Here is an 18122-nt window from a genome sequence, read left to right on the forward strand (position 1 = left end):
CTTGTCCATTCACTCCTTTATACATTGACAATGCTGACCAACGAAGAAGTTGCGCAGATTATACTAAATCAGTTTGGTGAAACGGTCACGGATTTCGATGATCCATATGACCTCCTGACCTGTTCGACCAGCCGGGACCAGATTGTTTCGCTGGTCAAGTTTTTGAAAGAACATCCAACGCTACAAATAGGCTTTCTTACCGACATTACGGCGATTCATTATCCCGATTCGGCTGGTAAAGAGTTCTGCGTTGTGTATCACCTGCACAGCCTGACCAAGAACTTTCGGATACGGATCAAAGTATATCTGACCACGGATGATCTGCACATCCCGACGTTAATTCCGCTCTTTGCCAGTGCCAACTGGATGGAACGCGAAACCTTCGACCTGTTCGGTATTCTCTTCGATGGCCACCCCGACCTGCGCCGGATTCTGAACATGGAAGAAATGGACTACCACCCGATGCGCAAGGAATATCCACTGGAAGATGCCACCCGGGAAGACAAAATTGATGCACTGTTTGGACGATAAAAACCAGCGAAAAGCGAACGAGTGAAAGAGCGGTACTACCGGCTGTTTATCACTCGTTCGCGCTTTCGCGCTTTCGCTCTTTAAATATGGTTTCCGAAGAACTCGATATTGCGAATAAAAACTTACCTGCCGAGCAGGGTCCGGTTCAATATGTCAATGAACTGACAACCCTGAACCTCGGTCCCACTCACCCGGCTACGCACGGAATTTTTCAGAACGTCCTGCAAATGGATGGTGAGAAAATCGTGTCGGGCGAGCAGACCATTGGCTACATTCACCGGGCATTTGAGAAGATTGCCGAGCGTAGGCCATTTTACCAGATCACAACCCTCACCGATCGCATGAACTACTGTTCGTCGCCCATCAATAACATGGGCTGGCACATGACAGTAGAGAAATTGCTGGGTGTAGAAGTTCCCAAACGGGCACAGTACATCCGGGTTATCATGATGGAACTGGCCCGTCTGGCCGATCACCTCATCTGTAACGGTATTCTGGGCGTTGATACGGGTGCTTTTACGGGGTTCCTGTACATCTATCAGGAGCGGGAACATATCTACGAAATTTACGAAGAAGTTTGCGGAGCCCGGCTCACTACTAACATGGGTCGGATTGGCGGTATGGAGCGCGACCTCTCTCCTACTGCTATTCGTAAGATAAAAGAACTGCTCGTTCGCTTTCCAAAAGTGTTGAACGAGTTCGAAAACCTCTTCAACCGCAACCGTATTTTCATGGACCGTGTGGTGAACGTGGGTGGCATCTCGGCGGAGCGGGCATTGAGCTATGGCTTCACCGGCCCTAACCTCAGGGCTGCGGGGGTTGACTATGATGTTCGGGTGATGAACCCATACTCATCGTACGAGGACTTTGAGTTCGATATTCCAGTTGGTCAGAGTGGCGACACCTACGACCGCTTCATGGTTCGGAACGAGGAAATGAAGCAGAGCCTGCGCATCATTCAGCAAGCTATAAACAACCTGCCCGAAGGTTCTTACTTTGCCGATGCTCCTCAGTACTACCTGCCCCCAAAACAGGAAGTATACAAAAACATGGAAGCTCTCATTTATCACTTCAAAATTGTGATGGGTGAAATAGAAGCTCCCGTTGGCGAAGTCTATCACGCGGTTGAAGGCGGTAATGGTGAGCTGGGTTTCTACCTGATCAGTGACGGTGGACGTACTCCCTACCGGCTGCACTTCCGACGTCCGTGCTTTATCTACTATCAGGCTTACCCCGAAATGTGCAAGGGCTTAACGCTGTCTGATGCCATTGTTATCATGAGTAGCATGAACGTCATTGCCGGCGAGCTGGATGCATAAATTTGCCATTTACTATGACAACTGAAACCAACAATACTGTAACATTTACCCCGGAACGGCTCACCAAAGCGCAGGAGATTATAGCCCGGTATCCGGAAGGCAAGCAAAAATCAGCTTTGTTACCCTTGTTGCATTTATTGCAGGAACAGGAAGGCTGGACCAGCCCTGAGGGTATGGATTATGTTGCCCGGATGCTCGACATTCAACCCATCGAAGTATACGAAGTAGCGTCATTCTATACCATGTACCACCTTAACCCGGTTGGTAAGCACGTTATCGAATACTGTCGGACGGGCCCCTGCTGCCTGATGGGCGGAGAGGATGTGTATGCTCACCTTAAGCAACGGCTTGGCATTGATACTGGCCAGACAACCGTAGATGGTCAGTTTACACTCAAGGAAGTGGAGTGTCTGGCAGCTTGCGGTATGGGCCCGGTGTTTCAGATTCGGGAAAAATATTACATGCACCTCACCAACGAACGTGTGGATGAGATCATTGATGAACTGTCGAAATAACCGCACACATGGCTACCAAAATATTAACTGAGCATATCAACGTTCCCGGCATTGAAACGTTCGATGTATACCGGAAGCAGGGCGGCTACACAGCCGTAGAAAAGGCGATAAAGACAATGACGCCCGAAGCCATTGTTGAAGAGGTAAAGAAAGCAGGCGTTCGCGGCCGGGGCGGTGCAGGATTCCCGATGGGCATGAAGTGGAGCTTCCTGGCAAAACCGGAAGGTGTTCCCCGTTACCTTGTCTGCAATGCCGATGAGTCGGAACCGGGTACCTTTAAAGACCATTACCTGATGAAGAACATTCCTCACTTACTGATTGAGGGAATGATTATTTCATCGTTTGCCCTAGGTGCCAATAAATCATTCATTTACGTACGGGGCGAGTTAATGTACGTTATTCATATCCTTGAGAAAGCAATTGCCGAAGCAACGGCAAAAGGTTTCTTAGGGAAAAATATCTTGGGCAGCGGCTACGATCTGGAGCTTGTTGTTCAGCCCGGCGGTGGTGCTTACATCTGCGGTGAAGAAACGGCCTTGCTCGAATCATTGGAAGGTAAGCGTGGTAACCCACGGAATAAACCGCCTTTCCCAGCCGTAAAAGGCCTTTACCAATCCCCAACTGTAGTCAACAACGTTGAATCCATCGCTACGACACCTTGGATTGTCAACAACGGTGGAGATGCGTATGCGGGTGTAGGCATTGGCCGCAGTACTGGTACGAAATTAATTTCGGCATCGGGTCATATCAATAAACCCGGCGTTTATGAAATAGAACTCGGTGTTCCGGTAGAGGATTTCATTTATGCCGATGAATGGTGTGGCGGCATTCGACCGGGGCACAAATTCAAAGCACTCGTTGCCGGTGGCTCATCCGTCCCGATTCTGCCAGCTAATCTGGCGCTAACGTTAGCCAACGGCGAAAAACGCCTGATGAGCTATGAGTCGTTATCTGACGGTGGCTTTGCAACGGGTACTATGCTGGGCTCGGGAGGTTTTATTGTATTCGACGAGACCTCATGTATTGTACGAAATACGTGGAATTTCTCCCGTTTCTACCACCACGAGTCCTGTGGGCAGTGCAGTCCCTGCCGCGAAGGAACCGGCTGGATGGAAAAAGTCCTGCACCGGATCGAACACGGGCATGGGCATCAGCAAGATATTGACCTGCTGGTCGATGTAGCCAGAAAGATCGAAGGCAATACAATTTGTCCGCTTGGAGATGCTGCTGCGTGGCCCGTTGCCAGTGCCATTCGTCATTTCCGGGATGAGTTCCAATGGCATATTGACAATCCTGCCGAAGCCACACAGCCCGGTGCTGTTTACCGGGGCGATATGGCGTTAGTGTGAACTAGCCCATAGGCTTTTACGCAAACAGACAAAATCCAACACCAATAAATACCTCACATTCAACTAGTTATGATAAACCATAAACATGAAAAGCACATAATCACGTAAAATAGCCTCCATGCAGCGCCTGGTACTAATTTGTTACAATACCATCAAAAAGAGGGCTTTGTTTTTAAGTTTAATCTTTTGCTTGGTCTGCGTAGCAGTAATCCTGTTCGTAAAGATAAAGCTAACAATTAGTTACGTACCTGATATATCTGGCTCTGAACGTAGTACCACGTACTGTATTCAGTTAATAGCCGATGGGAGGCCGTTGTACTATAATCCGGAAGAACCCCCTTTCTGGGTTACACAGTATGCGCCTATCTACTTTCATTTCGTTGGAGGTATTTACAGGCTCATAGGCTGGGACCCGGCAGATATATACAGAATTCAATTAGTGAGCCGTGTGGTGTCATTTGCATTAGTCTTACTGTCTATGGGAGTAGCGTTTTTAACGAGCCATAAACTTCTGCGACTGACCCCGATGCACACAATCCTGTTTTGCTGCGTTGTGTTTGGCATTCTCCAACATTGGCATTTGACTAACTCACGAGCCGATAGTTTGCTTTTTTTATGTACGACAATCTATCTGTATTGTACCGTGCGCGGACTAAGTCAGACGAATGTATGGAACCGTTACTTTCAGGTAGCTGCCTTACTGGCAATTGTTGCCTTTTTTATAAAGCAGAGTGCTATGATACACATAGCCGTTCTGCTCGCCTATTTAATTCTCTTTGGACACTGGCGTGTCCTGATCCGCACAGTGGGATTGATGGCCATTGCGTTCGTAGGGTTAACCTTATTACTGGATGAAGGAAACTATCAGGTGTTTTTCCAGAATCTGTTTATCAGTCTGACATTACCACTTTCGCCAGCCTGGTTCTATGATTACACGTATCAACACTTGATTCCGGCAGCCAGTCTATTAATTGCTGTGTCGTTTCTAATTAGCCTGAAATGGCTGTTTACAGCTTCAGATAACCGGCAACGGTTTCTTGCGCTGGCAACGTTTATGTTTTTTGGATTTGCTACGGTAACAGCATTTAAACATGGTGCAGCAGTAGGCTATTATCACGAATTTGCCTATACAGGCTTGCTGGTAATATTTTGGTATTTTTGTGGTGAAAAACAGATGGTACAAACGAGTCGGTTGGGTAGGTACTTGTTTCCTTCGTTAGTGAGCCTAACAATGCTATTTTTTGCGGGTAAACAGATAGAGAAACACCTGAACGCAGACTATAACCATTATGCGCTCATGTATCGGGATGAGTTACTAGTCAAAAAATTTGTTGAGCCGCAGTTATCGGAACGAGATAACATCGTTGTCTCGTTTGGCCATGGGTATGAGGGATGGTTGCTTCAGCAAATGCTGTTTCGCCATCAGTTAGCGTATACCGACGATATTATGCGTTTTTTGTATGACAATAAAGCGTATGATTTTAGTCAATTTGACTCGTTAGTAAAACAGGGCGGGGTGAAGTTTGTCATCATGCCCAACAATCAGCCGTTGTACTTCTATGCCTTTGACTATTCGTTCAATCCGCAGGAGTATAAGCTGGAAAAGGAAATTAGCGGATACCATATTTACAAGCACATATAGTATCCCGCCGAAAATCGTTGTTAATCAACTTAGCTAAACATCATGGCTGAACAGGAAATAAAGCCTCAACTCTTAAAAGTCACTATTGACGGAATTGAAGTAGAAGTAGAACCGGGAACAACTATTTTGCAGGCTGCCCGCAAAATAGGTCCGGCAGTAGCTCCTCCGGCCATGTGCTATTACCAACCTCTGAAAGGAAGCGGGGGTAAATGCCGGGCCTGTCTGGTACGCGTTGCGGCCGGATCAGCAAAAGACCCGCGGCCGATGCCAAAGCTGGTCGCTTCATGTCTAACGGCTGTGCAGGATGGCATGATCGTCGAAAACGAAACCAGCCCGCAAGTCATTGATGCTCGTAATGGTGTCGTTGAATTTCTGCTGCTCAACCACCCACTCGATTGCCCTGTTTGCGACCAGGCCGGTGAGTGCGATCTTCAAAACTTTGCCTTCGATCATGGTAAAGCAACTACCCGGTACGAGGAAGATCGTCGGACATTTGAGAAACGGGATATCGGGCCGAATATTCAGTTGCACATGACGCGCTGTATTCTATGCTACCGGTGTGTGTATACCGCCGATCAGATTACGAACAAGCGTGTACATGGTGTTATGAATCGGGGCGATGCGTCGGAAATTAGCACATATATTGAGAAGGCCATCGACAATGACTTTTCTGGTAACGTCATTGATGTGTGTCCGGTTGGGGCACTCACGGATAAAACGTATCGGTTTAAAAACCGGGTTTGGTTCACCAAGCCTGTCGATGCCCACCGCAACTGCCCTACCTGTTCAGGCAAGGTAACACTTTGGTACCGGGGCGATGAGGTGATTCGAGTAACGGCCCGGAAAAACGAATGGAACGAGGTAACCGAGTTCATTTGTAATACCTGCCGCTTTGAAACGAAAAAGACCAGCGACTGGACCATCGAAGAACCAACGAAAATCTCCCGCAGCTCAGTCATTTCTGCGAACAAATACCGGGCCGACACAATTAAGCCCAGTTTTGGTGAGCGCCTGGCGGCTGCCGATTACAAACCTATCGACGATAAGCGCGATACATCGCAACTGTCCATTCAACAGTTACCAGCCGAGCGATTTGCCCACGTGTTACCAGCCGCACTAGATCCAGAACCTTAAGATGGCCACGGGCTTACTAACCCGATATAACGCTAAAAAACTCTATTAAAATGGACTTAACCGTATTACTCGTTAAAGGGATCATTATCCTCGTTATTTTCGGGATAACGCTCCTGATTGCGACTTACTCCACGTACGCCGAGCGGAAAGTGGCGGCTTTCCTGCAAGATCGCCTGGGACCAAATCGGGCAGGCCCCTGGGGGCTTCTACAACCCATTGCTGATGCCGGTAAAATGTTCTTCAAAGAAGATTTTATTCCATCTCAGGCAAGCAAATGGCTGTTTATTCTGGGCCCTTGTCTGGCCATGCTCACGGCTCTGATGTCGAGTGCCGTTATCCCATTTGGCGACAGTATCCGGTTCGATAACTACTCGATTCCCGTTCAGGGTATTGAAATCAACATTGGAGTGTTGTACATCTTTGGTGTTGTTTCTCTGGGTGTGTATGGCATCATGGTTGGCGGATGGGCGTCGAACAATAAGTTCTCACTCCTGGGCGCTATCCGGGCGGCATCGCAGAACATTAGTTACGAAATTGCGCTTGGACTGTCGATGATTGCCATTCTTATGATGACCGGATCGTTATCCGTACGGGCCATCGTCGATCAGCAGGCCAGCTTTTTCGAGTGGAATATTTTCACGCAGCCTTTAGGCTTTGTTATTTTCCTGACCTGCGCCTTTGCGGAGTGTAATCGTACCCCCTTCGACTTACCGGAGTGCGAAACAGAGCTGGTTGGTGGCTACCACACCGAGTATAGTTCAATGAAACTGGGTTTCTACCTGTTTGCGGAGTACATCAACATGTTTGTGTCGTCGGCATTCGTATCGGCGCTGTATTTTGGCGGATTCCATTACCCGTTCATGAATGAAGTAGGCAGCGCGCTCGAACGGTCAATGGGTGCTATAACCGGGCACAACATCGCGACAGCCATTGGCTTTGTCGTGTTCTTCGGCAAGATTTTCTTCTTCATCTTTTTCTTCATGTGGGTTCGGTGGACACTTCCCCGTTTCCGTTACGACCAATTGATGAATCTGGGCTGGAAGACCCTCATCCCATTGTCAATTCTGAACGTTGTGATAACCGGCGCTGGCCTGTTATACAATTTTAAATATGCCACCTGGGCCATTGTTATTGTTATGGTTCTGATGGTTATTGTTTCGGGTGCACGGGCACCGAAGCGGGAGGCTATTCCGCAGCAAGTTTAAGTTAACGGGTATTCGTTTTTTGGCTTTGAATTAGCTAAAGACAGTCTGAGAAGTCAGAAACCGAAAATCATAAACCGAATACTGAAAAGAATGCAACTAACGAATCGATCTAAACAAGTCAGCAATAAGGAAATGACGCTGGCCGAAAAGATGTACCTGCCCGCTATTGTTGGCGGGTTAGCCATCACGATCAGCCACTTTTTCCGGAAGAAGCCGACGATTCAGTACCCTGAGGTAAAAAAATACCTTGGCCCTATTTATCGCGGGCATCACATTCTGAAGCGGGATGAGCAGGGCCGTGAGCGTTGCACCGCTTGTGGCTTATGCGCCGTGGCCTGCCCGGCAGAAGCTATCTCTATGGTAGCGGCAGAGCGAAAAAAGGGAGAAGAAAACCTCTATAGAGAAGAGAAGTATGCCGCTGTTTACGAAATCAACATGCTGCGTTGTATCTTCTGCGGTCTGTGCGAGGAGGCTTGCCCTAAACAGGCCGTTTATCTTCGTCACGACCTGATGGTTCCTGTTTTCCAGGAGCGCGACGAAGTTATTTACGGGAAAGATCGGCTGGTCGAGAACATGAACGACCGATATATCCGGGTAGCTAATTCTGAAGTGCAGGCTACGCCAACGGAGCCCAGCCTGACACGGGCCGCCACCTAGCCGACATTTTTCTATTGTTGCTCATTCGACAAAGTTATACAATGACTGAATTTCTAAGTTTTTTCAAGACTCTGACGCCAACCGGCTATCTGTTTCTTTTCCTGACGGTGCTTACCTTGTTTAGTGCCATTGGCGTTGTTACCGCGCGTAATCCTATCTACAGCGTGCTGGCCTTAATTGCTACGTTCTTCTGTTTATCGGGCCATTACGTGCTGCTGAACGCTCAGTTTCTGGCGGCTGTCAACATTATTGTTTACGCAGGTGCCATCATGGTCTTGTTTCTGTTCACCATCATGTTTCTGAACCTTCGAAAAGAAGATGAAGAATCGAAAACAAACCTGACCAAAATGGCGTCGGTGGTTGTTGGCGGCTTATTGATGATCATGCTTATCACAATTTTCCGGGCCAAAAGTGCACAGGTACCTACTGTCAGCGCTACCTCCTTTAGCGCGAAAACAGGGTTAGTTGAAAACTTGGGACAGTTGCTTTACAGCGATTACATTTTGCCTTTTGAACTTGCATCGGTCCTTTTCCTGGTCGCTATGGTTGGTGCCGTAATGCTCGGTAAACGCGAAGCAGGTGACCGTCATTTCTGACCAGGATGTATTACATTTAATTGGTCTTTTTGATTTAAAAAGCCGCTCATACGAAAAAATGAGCGGCTTTTTTATGCTCAATTCTTTGCTGAGTGCTTCACTTGCCCTAGCCCAAACTGATCGCCTGCGGCTACGGCACGGTTCCCAGCGAAATGAATCTCGACCATTTTTTCGCTCTGAACGTCATTATGCTGCTGATCCTCCAGACTGGCGATGATCTTCCGGGTCTTCACATCAATTACATCGCCGGTTGATGGATAGGCGTATTTACCATCCAGACTAAACGTGATCCAGCCGGGCATATCTTTTAGCAAAATAGATGTTTTTTGTACCGGCGGCATAACGGTATTATCGAACACATGAAGGCGATTGTTAGCCCCGTCGCATAGCCAGATTTCCTTTTCATCGGGAGTCATACCAATGCCGTGGCTCGGGCAGCCATGCCGCTTCACTTCGCCGATGTTGAACCCTTCTACAACCACTCGGTGCAGAAACTTCCCACTTACCAGATTACCAACTTCAAAACCAAGCAAACCATTGACATTCACATACACCAGCGTCTGAGCACCGTTAATCGTAAACGGCCGAATGTCGGCGCCAAACGGACCAACTTTTTTAATAACCGTGTGCGTTTTCGCATCGGCCACATTGAGCATGGTCGATTTGAGGCCTGCCAGATAAACGTAATTACCGTCGGGCCCATAAATGGTGTTATGAGCACCGGAGTTTGTAACAATTTTCTTGATGACAGTTCCGGTTTTAGCATCCACCACCGTCCAGAATTCTTTCTCCAGCGAAGGCATGTAAATGGTCTGCCCATCTGGCGAGATTGAAATACGATCAACGCCCCCTTCATACTGCTTTTCCCATAAGATCTTTTCGGTAGTAAGATCAATACATTGGAGCGCTTCCAGCGTGCTGATATAAAGGCAATTCGTTGCCAGACTTACATCAACGCCTTTTACATTAGAGGGTTTACCATCTTTACTAAAGCCACCGGTTTTTATAAACTTCACAAACCGATGATTATTATCAATATCGAACACCTGAATTCCGTGCCCACCATAACCCAGATAATTACGAACACCGGGCGTTACAACGTATAAATACCGCTGCACTTTAGGTGCCGGTGTTCCGACATTCCACGTCAAACCAGCGGGAGGTAAGGCTATCCAGCCAGTAGCCGTAATGAGCAGCAGGCTGGATAGTAATAGAGAGAAGGCAGTACTTTTCTGTTTCATGGCTTAGGTATTAATAAAACGAGCCATCAATGGCGCGTAGATAGAAAGGTATTCAGCACTCAATTATCCTCACCAGTAACTATGATTTGGCCACCAACACGCTTAGCACTTCAAGAAGACGTATTGAATTGCACTTGTCAAAAGAAAATAGTATGCTTGCATAATAATTTGACGAATCGCTGTAATTTTTCGTTTGAAAATTCAGTTATTGTCTTGAATTTCCTGCTTAACCAGTAAATCAACATCGCATTTTTATGGACGCATACATTGTCGCCGGATATCGTACAGCAGTGGGCAAAGCACCACGTGGCGGTCTCCGCTTTACCCGCCCCGATGATATGGCGGCCGAAGTTATCAAGCATTTATTAAGTCAGGTTCCTGCACTGGACCCGGCTCGTGTGGAAGACCTCATCGTAGGGAATGCCGTACCCGAAGCCGAACAGGGTATGCAGATTGCCCGTTATATAGCCTTACTTTCTTTACCCAACAGCGTTCCCGGCATGACCATCAACCGCTATTGCGGGTCAGGTCTGGAAGCTATTGCCATTGCTTCGGCAAAGATCCATGCCGGACTGGCCGACTGCATTATTGCCGGTGGCACGGAGTCAATGTCTATGGTACCCGTAATGGGCTGGAAAACAGCTTTGAATTACGAAATTGCCAAAGCGCACCCCGACTACTATATCGGAATGGGGCTTACGGCCGAACAGGTTGCCCAGCAATTCAACATTAGCCGCGACGCACAGGACGAGTTTGCCTACGCTTCCCATGTGAAGGCACTGGCCGCGCAGAAAGACGGCAAATTCACGGATGAAATTGTACCTATCAAGGTGAGTGAAACATATTTTGACCCGGAGAGCAACAAGAAAAAGACGCGCGAGTGGACCGTGTCGCAGGATGAAGGTCCCCGGAAAGACACTAGTGCTGAAGGTCTGGCAAAACTGAAGCCTGTTTTTGCCGCAGGTGGCTCCGTTACGGCCGGTAACTCATCGCAGACATCCGACGGAGCCGCTTTTGTGGTGGTGATGTCGGAACGGCTGGTCAACGAGTTGAATTTACAACCCGTTGCCCGCATGGTATCGTATGCAACAGCTGGTGTAGAGCCTAAAATTATGGGTATTGGACCTGTAGCCGCAATTCCTATCGCCCTTAAAAAAGCGGGCCTCCAACAGGACGATATCGACCTTATTGAGCTGAATGAAGCCTTTGCCGCTCAGTCGCTTGCCGTTATTCAGGAACTGGATCTAGATCCCAGTAAGATCAATCCGAACGGAGGAGCTATTGCGTTGGGCCACGCGCTGGGTTCAACGGGAGCGCGGTTGTCGGTACAATTATTAAACGAAATGCGTCGTCGTGATCAGAAATATGGCATGGTGTCGGCCTGCGTTGGTGGCGGGCAGGGCGTAGCGGGCATCTTTGAGCGGCTGAACTAATACGCACTGAAAAAATATAAAAGAGCTGGGTTCCGAGCCGATTAATCAGGTTCGGAACCCAGCTCTCTGCATTGCACCAACAGGGAACTTCGCATTAACAGGAGCGTATCAACCAATGAAAGACATGACATTGATATACTGACTCAACTGGTCGTTCATTACCTTATCCTAACGCCTACAAAATGCCCTGATTGGCAGTAGCCTGTATCTGAATTTCTCATTTTTCCCGGTCGATGGCCAGCAGCGTCTGCAATAACACTGTAGCACCGTTGCCAATATCGACCCCTTTCGAAAATTCTTTGGGCGAATGGCTGATGCCGCCTACACTAGGAATGAAAACCATGCCTACTGGAGCGATTTGCGCTATTTCCTGCGAATCATGCCCGGCTCCACTCTGCATGTACCGGTAAGAAAGTCCCAGCGATTTAGCAGCAACGATGATCTTATCCTGGATTGTTTTAGCCGTTAGCGCAGGAATAACGGGCACACCCGACTGCGTGAAGGTAATGGTCGTTTCAGAGGCTTTGGCAATTTGGCTGGCCCTACTCTCAAATTCGCGAAACAGCGACCAGATTTTATCGTATGACAAATCCCGGATTTCTACACCCAGCACCACTTTACCCGGAATAACGTTGTACGCACCCGGCTCAACCGCCATTTTGCCAACCGTGCCCACTTGTCGGCCCTCATGACTCGTAACAACCTCATTCAGCGCAATAACGAGCTTGGAGGCTGCCAACAGTGCATCGCGACGGATATTCATGGGTGTAGTACCGGCATGGTTGGGTGTGCCCTCAATCGTGGCATCCCAGTGTTCAATCCCGACAATACCCTCAACAACACCGATCTGCTGGTTTTCAGTCATCAGAATACCGCCTTGTTCGATGTGCAGTTCGATGAAGGCGGTCAAATCGCCTTTCTTTCTGACCACTTTGCTCAGGCTGTCCGGATTGCCACCAATTGTCCGGATACCGTCGGCAATGGTTAGCCCGCTTTGGCTAATGGACTTAAGGGCAGTAGGAGTGATTTTACCAATCATGGCACCACTGCCAACGGTACCTCCTTCTTCATTCGCAAAAATGATCAGCTCCAGCGGGTGCTCCGTAACGACCTTGTTTTCGTTGAGCGTCTCGATCAACTCCAGCCCGCTAATCGACCCGACAGGCCCGTCGTAATTACCGCCATTGGGTACGCTATCAATGTGTGAGCCAAAAGCAATAGGTTTTAGGGCAGAATTTTTGCCTTTTCGACGACCGATGATATTGCCCGCGTAGTCTATGGTTACGTCAAGCCCGGCTTTTTTCATCAGGGCGATAAAGTAAGCCCGCCCTTCCAGATCGGCTTTGCTATACGCTACTCGTCCTACTCCGCCATTAGGCAATTCGCCAATTTTAGACAACTCTAGCAAACGAGTCTGAATCCGTTGCGGATTGATCTTCAAACTCAGTAACGGCACTTGAGCCCTGGCTACAGACGACACCAGAATCAGACAAACAAGTAATGATTTTTTCATAAAGTACTGGAAAGAGATTGTTTTATAGACGATTGCGATCAGCGTCATTTTATAGTCAGCCAACAAAAGGCAAATAACTAAATTTAAGGCTGTTAGATACCTTTTTTTTCACGGCAAACCTCGCTGTGGCTATTGTTATCGAACCAGACCGGTTAGTCAGGCAATGTTAGACTTGACAAGGAAAAAGTTAAACAAAAAATATTATTAGTATGCTTGCATACTACTTTTGAATTGACTTTATTTGTTAACGAATTAGTATGCAAGCATAATAAACTCTTTTTTCAACATGATTGCGACAGAACCAAAAGCTTCCTTAAAGGGTGGCGAATTTCTGATCAAAGAAACGCAGGCAGCACAGGTTTTTATTCCTGAAGAATTTACCGAAGAGCAGCAAATGATTGCGGCTACCTGCCGCGAGTTCCTCGAACGTGAAATCTGGCCGCGTCTGAATGAAATTGATAACGCCAAATCGCCGGAGCTGATCTCATCGCTGATGGACAAAGCCGGTGAGTTAGGTATTTTGGGTACTTCGGTTCCTGAGGAATACGGCGGCTTTGGAACAAACTTCAATACATCTATGCTGGTTGCCGAAGTAACCGGCGCCGGGCATTCATTCTCGGTGGCACTTTCGGCCCACACAGGGATCGGTACATTGCCTATCGTATACTATGGTAACGAAGAGCAAAAAGCTAACTACCTGCCTAAACTGGCATCGGGCGAGTGGAAAGCGGCCTATTGCCTCACCGAGCCGGATTCGGGTTCAGATGCAAACTCCGGCAAAACAAAAGCAAAGCTGACTGAAGATGGTAGACACTATATTCTGAATGGTCAGAAAATGTGGATTACTAACGGTGGTTTTGCCGATGTATACATCGTATTCGCCAAAATTGACGAGGACAAGAATCTATCGGCGTTTATTGTTGAGCGTGGCTACGAAGGCATCACAATGAATGAGCCGGAGCACAAAATGGGCATTAAAGGCTCCGACACCCGCCAGATTTTCTTCAACGATTGCAAAGTGCCCGTTGAAAATCTGTTGTCTGCACGGGAGAACGGCTTTAAAATCGCGGTAAACATTCTGAATATTGGCCGGATTAAACTGGGTATTGCAGCCGTTGGCGGCTCGAAAGAAGTGATTAATCACGCTATTCGTTATTCCAACGAACGTAAGCAGTTCAAAACAGCTATCTCGCAATTTGGTGCCATCAAGCACAAACTGGCCGAAATGGCGCTGAAAGTATATGCATCTGAAACGGCGTCGTATCGCGCCGGTCAGAACATCGACGACCTGATCGAAGACCTTAAAGGACAGGGTATGGATGATGCCTCCGCTAAACTGAAAGCGCTGGAACAGTTTTCGATCGAGTGCGCCATTATGAAAGTGCATGGTTCCGAAGTGCTGGATTACGTGGTGGACGAAGGTGTTCAGGTGTACGGCGGCATGGGCTATTCGGCCGATGCTCCGATGGACCGTTCATACCGTGATGCCCGCATCAACCGGATTTTTGAAGGCACCAACGAAATCAATCGGATGCTTGTTGTGGACATGCTGCTGAAGCGGGCCATGAAGGGCGAACTCGACTTGATGGGACCGGCTATGGCCGTTGCCAAAGAAATCATGTCGATCCCCGATTTCAATTCGGAGGAAGAAGAAGGCGTGTTCATTGCTGAGAAGAAAGTCATCCGTAACCTGAAAAAAGCAGCCTTGATGGTAGCGGGTGCCGCCGTTCAGAAGTTCATGATGAACCTCTCCAACGAGCAGGAAATCCTGATGAACGTAGCCGATATGGCGATTGAGATCTACGTTGCGGAATCGGTACTACTGCGCGTTGAGAAACTGATCGGTATCCAGGGCGAAGACGCGGTTACGCTTCAGAAACAAATGGCACTGGTGTATCTGCACGAATCGGTCGAGAAAGTGAACAACGCAGGGCGGGCAGCCATCACCTCATTTGCCGAAGGTGATGAACTGCGGGGTATGCTGATGGGTCTGAAACGGTTTACCAAAATTGAACCGATGAACCTGAAAGACGCCCGTCGCCAGATTGCCGATGCCATGATTGCCGAGAACAAGTATATTTTCTAATCATCAACAGCTAAAGTTAAACGGGCCGACACTGAAGCAGTGTTGGCCCGTTTTTTTGTCAGACGGCTGAATAAAGTTGCCTGTTTGCTATCACGGCCAAATCCTTACATATACTCGTGCTCTTGAACAATGGTAAATAAAAGCCGTTGAGTAGGCTTAATCATACAGCTTATTTATGACCTCATTCAGCTCGCAGTCAATCTTTATAGCCCTTACACTACTGGGTATGCTGAGTTGTGGCGGCAAAAATACCTCCTCCAATGTTCAGTCGCCGGGGGCGGAAAAGACGGCCAAAACAAAAACGCTTGAAGCAGGCGCGGATGTTCTTCAAAACAAGGCCCCTTTAAACAAGCTGAATATGTATCTGGATGGCTTCCATTTTTACAACGGACACATGGATGGCCAGATGGAAGCCCACCATTACTGTTCCGACATCAACGAAGACCTCACCCAGTGCATCATTTACGACGGTAATGGAGCGAATGCCAAAATTATGGGCGTCGAGTATATCGTCTCCGAAAAGCTATTCAAAACCCTGCCCGCCGAAGAAAGGAAACTTTGGCATAGCCACGTTCACGAGGTTAAATCAGGTCAGTTGATTGCTCCCGGTATTCCACAGATCGCCGAACATGAACTAATGGAGAAATTGGTGTCTACCTATGGCAAGACATTCCATACCTGGCACACCGACCGTGAGTTGACCCTGCCTGTTGGCCACCCGATGATTATGATGGGATTCACCAAAGACGGCCAGGTCGACACCAGCATGGTAGTCGATCGGGATAAACGCTTTGACGTATCAACCGCTAAAAACAGGGAAAATCGGGCTGATATTCCGGCACCTGCTATTCTGCCGGGAGCAAACGCCTGGCAGCAGGGTGAGGTCCGTCAGTTGCAGGTGGTAAATGAAGCCAGACCTGCACACACCCATAAGTAAGCCTTGGAGCTTTATAAATTGAACTCGCCCAGACCAGCTATCATTCAAAGAACATAGGCGCCGATGTTGGTAGAAAATGCATCTTTAGTGCTTTTTTTATGGACTCTAAAGCCTGGTACTTTTCTGTAGCTTTATGAAGTCTCTCAAAACGGCTGCTCATGAAAAATCAAGACTACAATTCCCGTCGCACCTTTTTACGTAACCTCGGCGCGGGTGCCTCGGCTTTATCCTTACCCCTTGCCGGTTTCGGCGAAACCCTGACATATCAGAATGAACATACAGGTATTCATTCGCTGGTAACTAATCTAGATTCGATACGCTCCTCGCAGCCGGGCCGTAAGTTAGGCATCGCGCTCGTTGGGTTGGGAAGCTACAGCAAAAACCAACTGGCTCCCGCCCTGCAGCAAACCCAATACTGCCGACTGGCGGGTATCGTAACGGGTACCCCGGCCAAAGCCACCGAGTGGATGCAGAAATACAACATCCCGAAGGAGAACGTTTACGACTACAAGAACTTCGACCGCATTGCCGACAACAAGGACATCGACGTGATTTACGTCGTGCTGCCCAACTCGATGCACGCCGAATACGTGATTAAAGCTGCCCAGGCTGGTAAACACGTCATCTGCGAGAAGCCCATGGCCATTTACCCGAAGGAGTGCCAGGCCATGATCGATGCCTGTAAAAAGGCGAACAAACAACTGGCCATCGGTTACCGGCTGCACTACGAGCCATTCACCAAAGAAGTGATGAGACTGGGGCAGGAAAAGGTATTTGGCGCCGTTAAATTCATTGAAAGCAGCGACGGGTTCCGGAGTGGCGACCCTACTCAATGGCGATTGAAAAAAAGTATGGCCGGGGGCGGCCCCCTGATGGACGTAGGTATTTATGCCATTCAGGGGACTCGGTATATAACCGGAGAAGAACCCATTACGGTATCGGCACAGTTTGCTCCAAAAACAGATCCTGTAAAATTTAAAGATGTTGAAGAGACGATGTTCTGGCAGTTTGAATTTCCAGGGGGTGCCGTTTCCAACTCGACAACAAGCTATGCAGCGGGTGTTGAACGACTTTACGCTTCCTGCGAAAAAGGCTGGTTTGAACTTTCTCCGGCATTCGGATACGGTCCGCTGAAAGGCCGTACCAGCAAAGGCCCCATTGAGATGCCCGTTGTGAACCACCAGGCCGCCCACATGGACGGTGTTTGCAAAGACCTCCTCGACGGCAAACAACTCCCCGACCACGTAACCGGTGCCGAAGGGCTACGCGATGTGACGCTGTTGCAAGCCATCTACCGGGCCGCCGAAACCGGCCGGAAGATCAATTTAAAAAAAGCCTAATAACTCTAATTAAAAGAAGCTCACCCGGAACCGCAAAATCGTCGGCTGGGTGAGCTTCTTTTAGTGCTACCCTATTAAGATAGAATTCCAAGTAGCTAAATTATATGTTTTAATGATATTACTGCTTGCAAGAACATTATTAGTCTGCGGCAGAAATAATATGAAATTTCCTGGCAATTGATTGTACTTTTATAAGTCAATTAACATAATGCCACTTATATAACAAAATACGCATTGTTAATATGTGTGAAAAGATGCTCATATGCCTTTGCGTCAAGTACTCTTAACATGGTGTAGAATTAGTTCTGAATATGTTTCAACCTTTTGAGGAAGAATGAATAGTCACTAGAATGTATGGTATTCCCATTAATTTTTAAGATTTTGTTATCGAAGTGAATTTTAATCCACCTGAGTCGATAAAATCTCGAGCTAAAAGTCACTACAATAAGAAGATTTCCTATGCTATTTGGCATATTCTTATCTATAATTTCAATTCTGTTTAATTGGCTTAAATCGTACGAGCGTGGAAGTAAACCAAACATATAATGTGTTGTTAGCTGATCATCGTAGATAGCATACTGTCTCGTTGAAAAGAACGATAAGGCCAAAAGCAGTAGAGGGAAC

General features: G+C 47.8%; 15 protein-coding genes. 13 read left to right on the top strand and 2 right to left on the bottom strand.

Translation table 11 applies throughout. The annotated features are described in order from the left end of the window. Positions 1 to 30 precede the first annotated feature (30 nt). The 9 genes from NT073_RS08490 to NT073_RS08530 all read left to right on the top strand — a co-directional run bounded on the left by NT073_RS08490 (position 31) and on the right by NT073_RS08530 (position 8948). Positions 31 to 531 (top strand): NADH-quinone oxidoreductase subunit C, encoded by a 501-nt coding sequence (locus NT073_RS08490; protein ID WP_297371724.1) that lies wholly within the window; start codon positions 31 to 33, stop codon positions 529 to 531. 86 nt (positions 532 to 617) lie between these two features. After that, a complete protein-coding gene (locus NT073_RS08495; RefSeq protein WP_297371727.1) occupies positions 618 to 1850 on the top strand; it encodes an NADH-quinone oxidoreductase subunit D in 1233 nt (410 codons plus the stop codon). A gap of 14 nt (positions 1851 to 1864) precedes the next feature. Beyond that, the gene (locus tag NT073_RS08500) at positions 1865 to 2365 is read left to right on the top strand and encodes an NAD(P)H-dependent oxidoreductase subunit E (RefSeq protein WP_012929578.1); all 501 of its coding nucleotides are present in this window, start codon (positions 1865 to 1867) and stop codon (positions 2363 to 2365) included. An 8-nt stretch (positions 2366 to 2373) separates the two neighbouring features. Further along, complete coding sequence (gene nuoF, locus NT073_RS08505) at positions 2374 to 3714, top strand: NADH-quinone oxidoreductase subunit NuoF (protein ID WP_297371732.1); 1341 nt, start codon at positions 2374 to 2376, stop codon at positions 3712 to 3714. A gap of 736 nt (positions 3715 to 4450) precedes the next feature. After that, positions 4451 to 5356, top strand: a complete 906-nt coding sequence (locus NT073_RS08510; RefSeq protein ID WP_297371735.1) for a hypothetical protein — start codon at positions 4451 to 4453, stop codon at positions 5354 to 5356. Positions 5357 to 5398: 42 nt separating this feature from the next. Then, positions 5399 to 6490 carry a 2Fe-2S iron-sulfur cluster-binding protein gene (locus NT073_RS08515; RefSeq protein WP_297371738.1) on the top strand — a complete coding sequence of 364 codons (1092 nt, stop codon included), beginning with the start codon at positions 5399 to 5401 and terminating at the stop codon, positions 6488 to 6490. 50 nt (positions 6491 to 6540) lie between these two features. After that, positions 6541 to 7695 carry an NADH-quinone oxidoreductase subunit NuoH gene (gene nuoH / locus NT073_RS08520; RefSeq protein ID WP_297371740.1) on the top strand — a complete coding sequence of 385 codons (1155 nt, stop codon included), beginning with the start codon at positions 6541 to 6543 and terminating at the stop codon, positions 7693 to 7695. Positions 7696 to 7785: 90 nt separating this feature from the next. Further along, positions 7786 to 8352, top strand: a complete 567-nt coding sequence (locus NT073_RS08525; RefSeq protein WP_297371745.1) for an NADH-quinone oxidoreductase subunit I — start codon at positions 7786 to 7788, stop codon at positions 8350 to 8352. A gap of 41 nt (positions 8353 to 8393) precedes the next feature. Next, complete coding sequence (locus tag NT073_RS08530) at positions 8394 to 8948, top strand: NADH-quinone oxidoreductase subunit J (protein ID WP_297371748.1); 555 nt, start codon at positions 8394 to 8396, stop codon at positions 8946 to 8948. Positions 8949 to 9025: 77 nt separating this feature from the next. On the opposite strand, the gene NT073_RS08535 is transcribed toward NT073_RS08530, so the two are convergent. Continuing rightward, on the bottom strand, positions 9026 to 10189 hold the full coding sequence (locus NT073_RS08535) for a hypothetical protein (protein ID WP_297371752.1): 1164 nt from the start codon (positions 10187 to 10189) through the stop codon (positions 9026 to 9028). A 254-nt stretch (positions 10190 to 10443) separates the two neighbouring features. On the opposite strand from NT073_RS08535, the gene NT073_RS08540 reads away from it, so the two are divergent. After that, complete coding sequence (locus NT073_RS08540) at positions 10444 to 11622, top strand: acetyl-CoA C-acyltransferase (protein ID WP_297371756.1); 1179 nt, start codon at positions 10444 to 10446, stop codon at positions 11620 to 11622. A 217-nt stretch (positions 11623 to 11839) separates the two neighbouring features. Here the strand turns inward: NT073_RS08540 and NT073_RS08545 are convergent, their stop codons facing one another. Next, positions 11840 to 13135, bottom strand: coding sequence for a Zn-dependent hydrolase (locus NT073_RS08545; protein WP_297371762.1), 1296 nt, complete (start codon positions 13133 to 13135; stop codon positions 11840 to 11842). 286 nt (positions 13136 to 13421) lie between these two features. Between NT073_RS08545 and NT073_RS08550 the strand changes: the two genes are divergently transcribed. From NT073_RS08550 to NT073_RS08560, 3 genes are all read left to right on the top strand, one after another. Beyond that, positions 13422 to 15221: an acyl-CoA dehydrogenase family protein gene (locus NT073_RS08550; RefSeq protein WP_297371765.1), complete on the top strand. Its 1800-nt coding sequence runs from the start codon at positions 13422 to 13424 to the stop codon at positions 15219 to 15221. 175 nt (positions 15222 to 15396) lie between these two features. Continuing rightward, the gene (locus NT073_RS08555) at positions 15397 to 16158 is read left to right on the top strand and encodes an OBAP family protein (protein ID WP_297371768.1); all 762 of its coding nucleotides are present in this window, start codon (positions 15397 to 15399) and stop codon (positions 16156 to 16158) included. Positions 16159 to 16316: 158 nt separating this feature from the next. Further along, positions 16317 to 17498, top strand: coding sequence for a Gfo/Idh/MocA family oxidoreductase (locus NT073_RS08560; RefSeq protein WP_297371771.1), 1182 nt, complete (start codon positions 16317 to 16319; stop codon positions 17496 to 17498). The last annotated feature ends 624 nt before the right edge of the window (positions 17499 to 18122 follow it).

The sequence above is a fragment of the Spirosoma sp. genome (assembly GCF_026391055.1).
Classification (GTDB): Bacteria; Bacteroidota; Bacteroidia; order Cytophagales; family Spirosomataceae; genus Spirosoma.

Excerpts from the sequence above, each read along its gene's own strand:
- NT073_RS08500 (WP_012929578.1), top strand. The coding sequence starts at position 1,865 with ATGACAACTGAAACCAACAATACTGTAACATTTACCCCGGAACGGCTC.
- NT073_RS08490 (WP_297371724.1), top strand. The coding sequence starts at position 31 with ATGCTGACCAACGAAGAAGTTGCGCAGATTATACTAAATCAGTTTGGT.
- NT073_RS08515 (WP_297371738.1), top strand. The coding sequence starts at position 5,399 with ATGGCTGAACAGGAAATAAAGCCTCAACTCTTAAAAGTCACTATTGAC.
- NT073_RS08530 (WP_297371748.1), top strand. The coding sequence starts at position 8,394 with ATGACTGAATTTCTAAGTTTTTTCAAGACTCTGACGCCAACCGGCTAT.
- NT073_RS08550 (WP_297371765.1), top strand. The coding sequence starts at position 13,422 with ATGATTGCGACAGAACCAAAAGCTTCCTTAAAGGGTGGCGAATTTCTG.
- nuoH (WP_297371740.1), top strand. The coding sequence starts at position 6,541 with ATGGACTTAACCGTATTACTCGTTAAAGGGATCATTATCCTCGTTATT.
- NT073_RS08535 (WP_297371752.1), bottom strand. The coding sequence starts at position 10,189 with ATGAAACAGAAAAGTACTGCCTTCTCTCTATTACTATCCAGCCTGCTG.
- NT073_RS08495 (WP_297371727.1), top strand. The coding sequence starts at position 618 with ATGGTTTCCGAAGAACTCGATATTGCGAATAAAAACTTACCTGCCGAG.
- NT073_RS08540 (WP_297371756.1), top strand. The coding sequence starts at position 10,444 with ATGGACGCATACATTGTCGCCGGATATCGTACAGCAGTGGGCAAAGCA.
- NT073_RS08560 (WP_297371771.1), top strand. The coding sequence starts at position 16,317 with ATGAAAAATCAAGACTACAATTCCCGTCGCACCTTTTTACGTAACCTC.
- nuoF (WP_297371732.1), top strand. The coding sequence starts at position 2,374 with ATGGCTACCAAAATATTAACTGAGCATATCAACGTTCCCGGCATTGAA.
- NT073_RS08545 (WP_297371762.1), bottom strand. The coding sequence starts at position 13,135 with ATGAAAAAATCATTACTTGTTTGTCTGATTCTGGTGTCGTCTGTAGCC.
- NT073_RS08555 (WP_297371768.1), top strand. The coding sequence starts at position 15,397 with ATGACCTCATTCAGCTCGCAGTCAATCTTTATAGCCCTTACACTACTG.
- NT073_RS08510 (WP_297371735.1), top strand. The coding sequence starts at position 4,451 with ATGATACACATAGCCGTTCTGCTCGCCTATTTAATTCTCTTTGGACAC.
- NT073_RS08525 (WP_297371745.1), top strand. The coding sequence starts at position 7,786 with ATGCAACTAACGAATCGATCTAAACAAGTCAGCAATAAGGAAATGACG.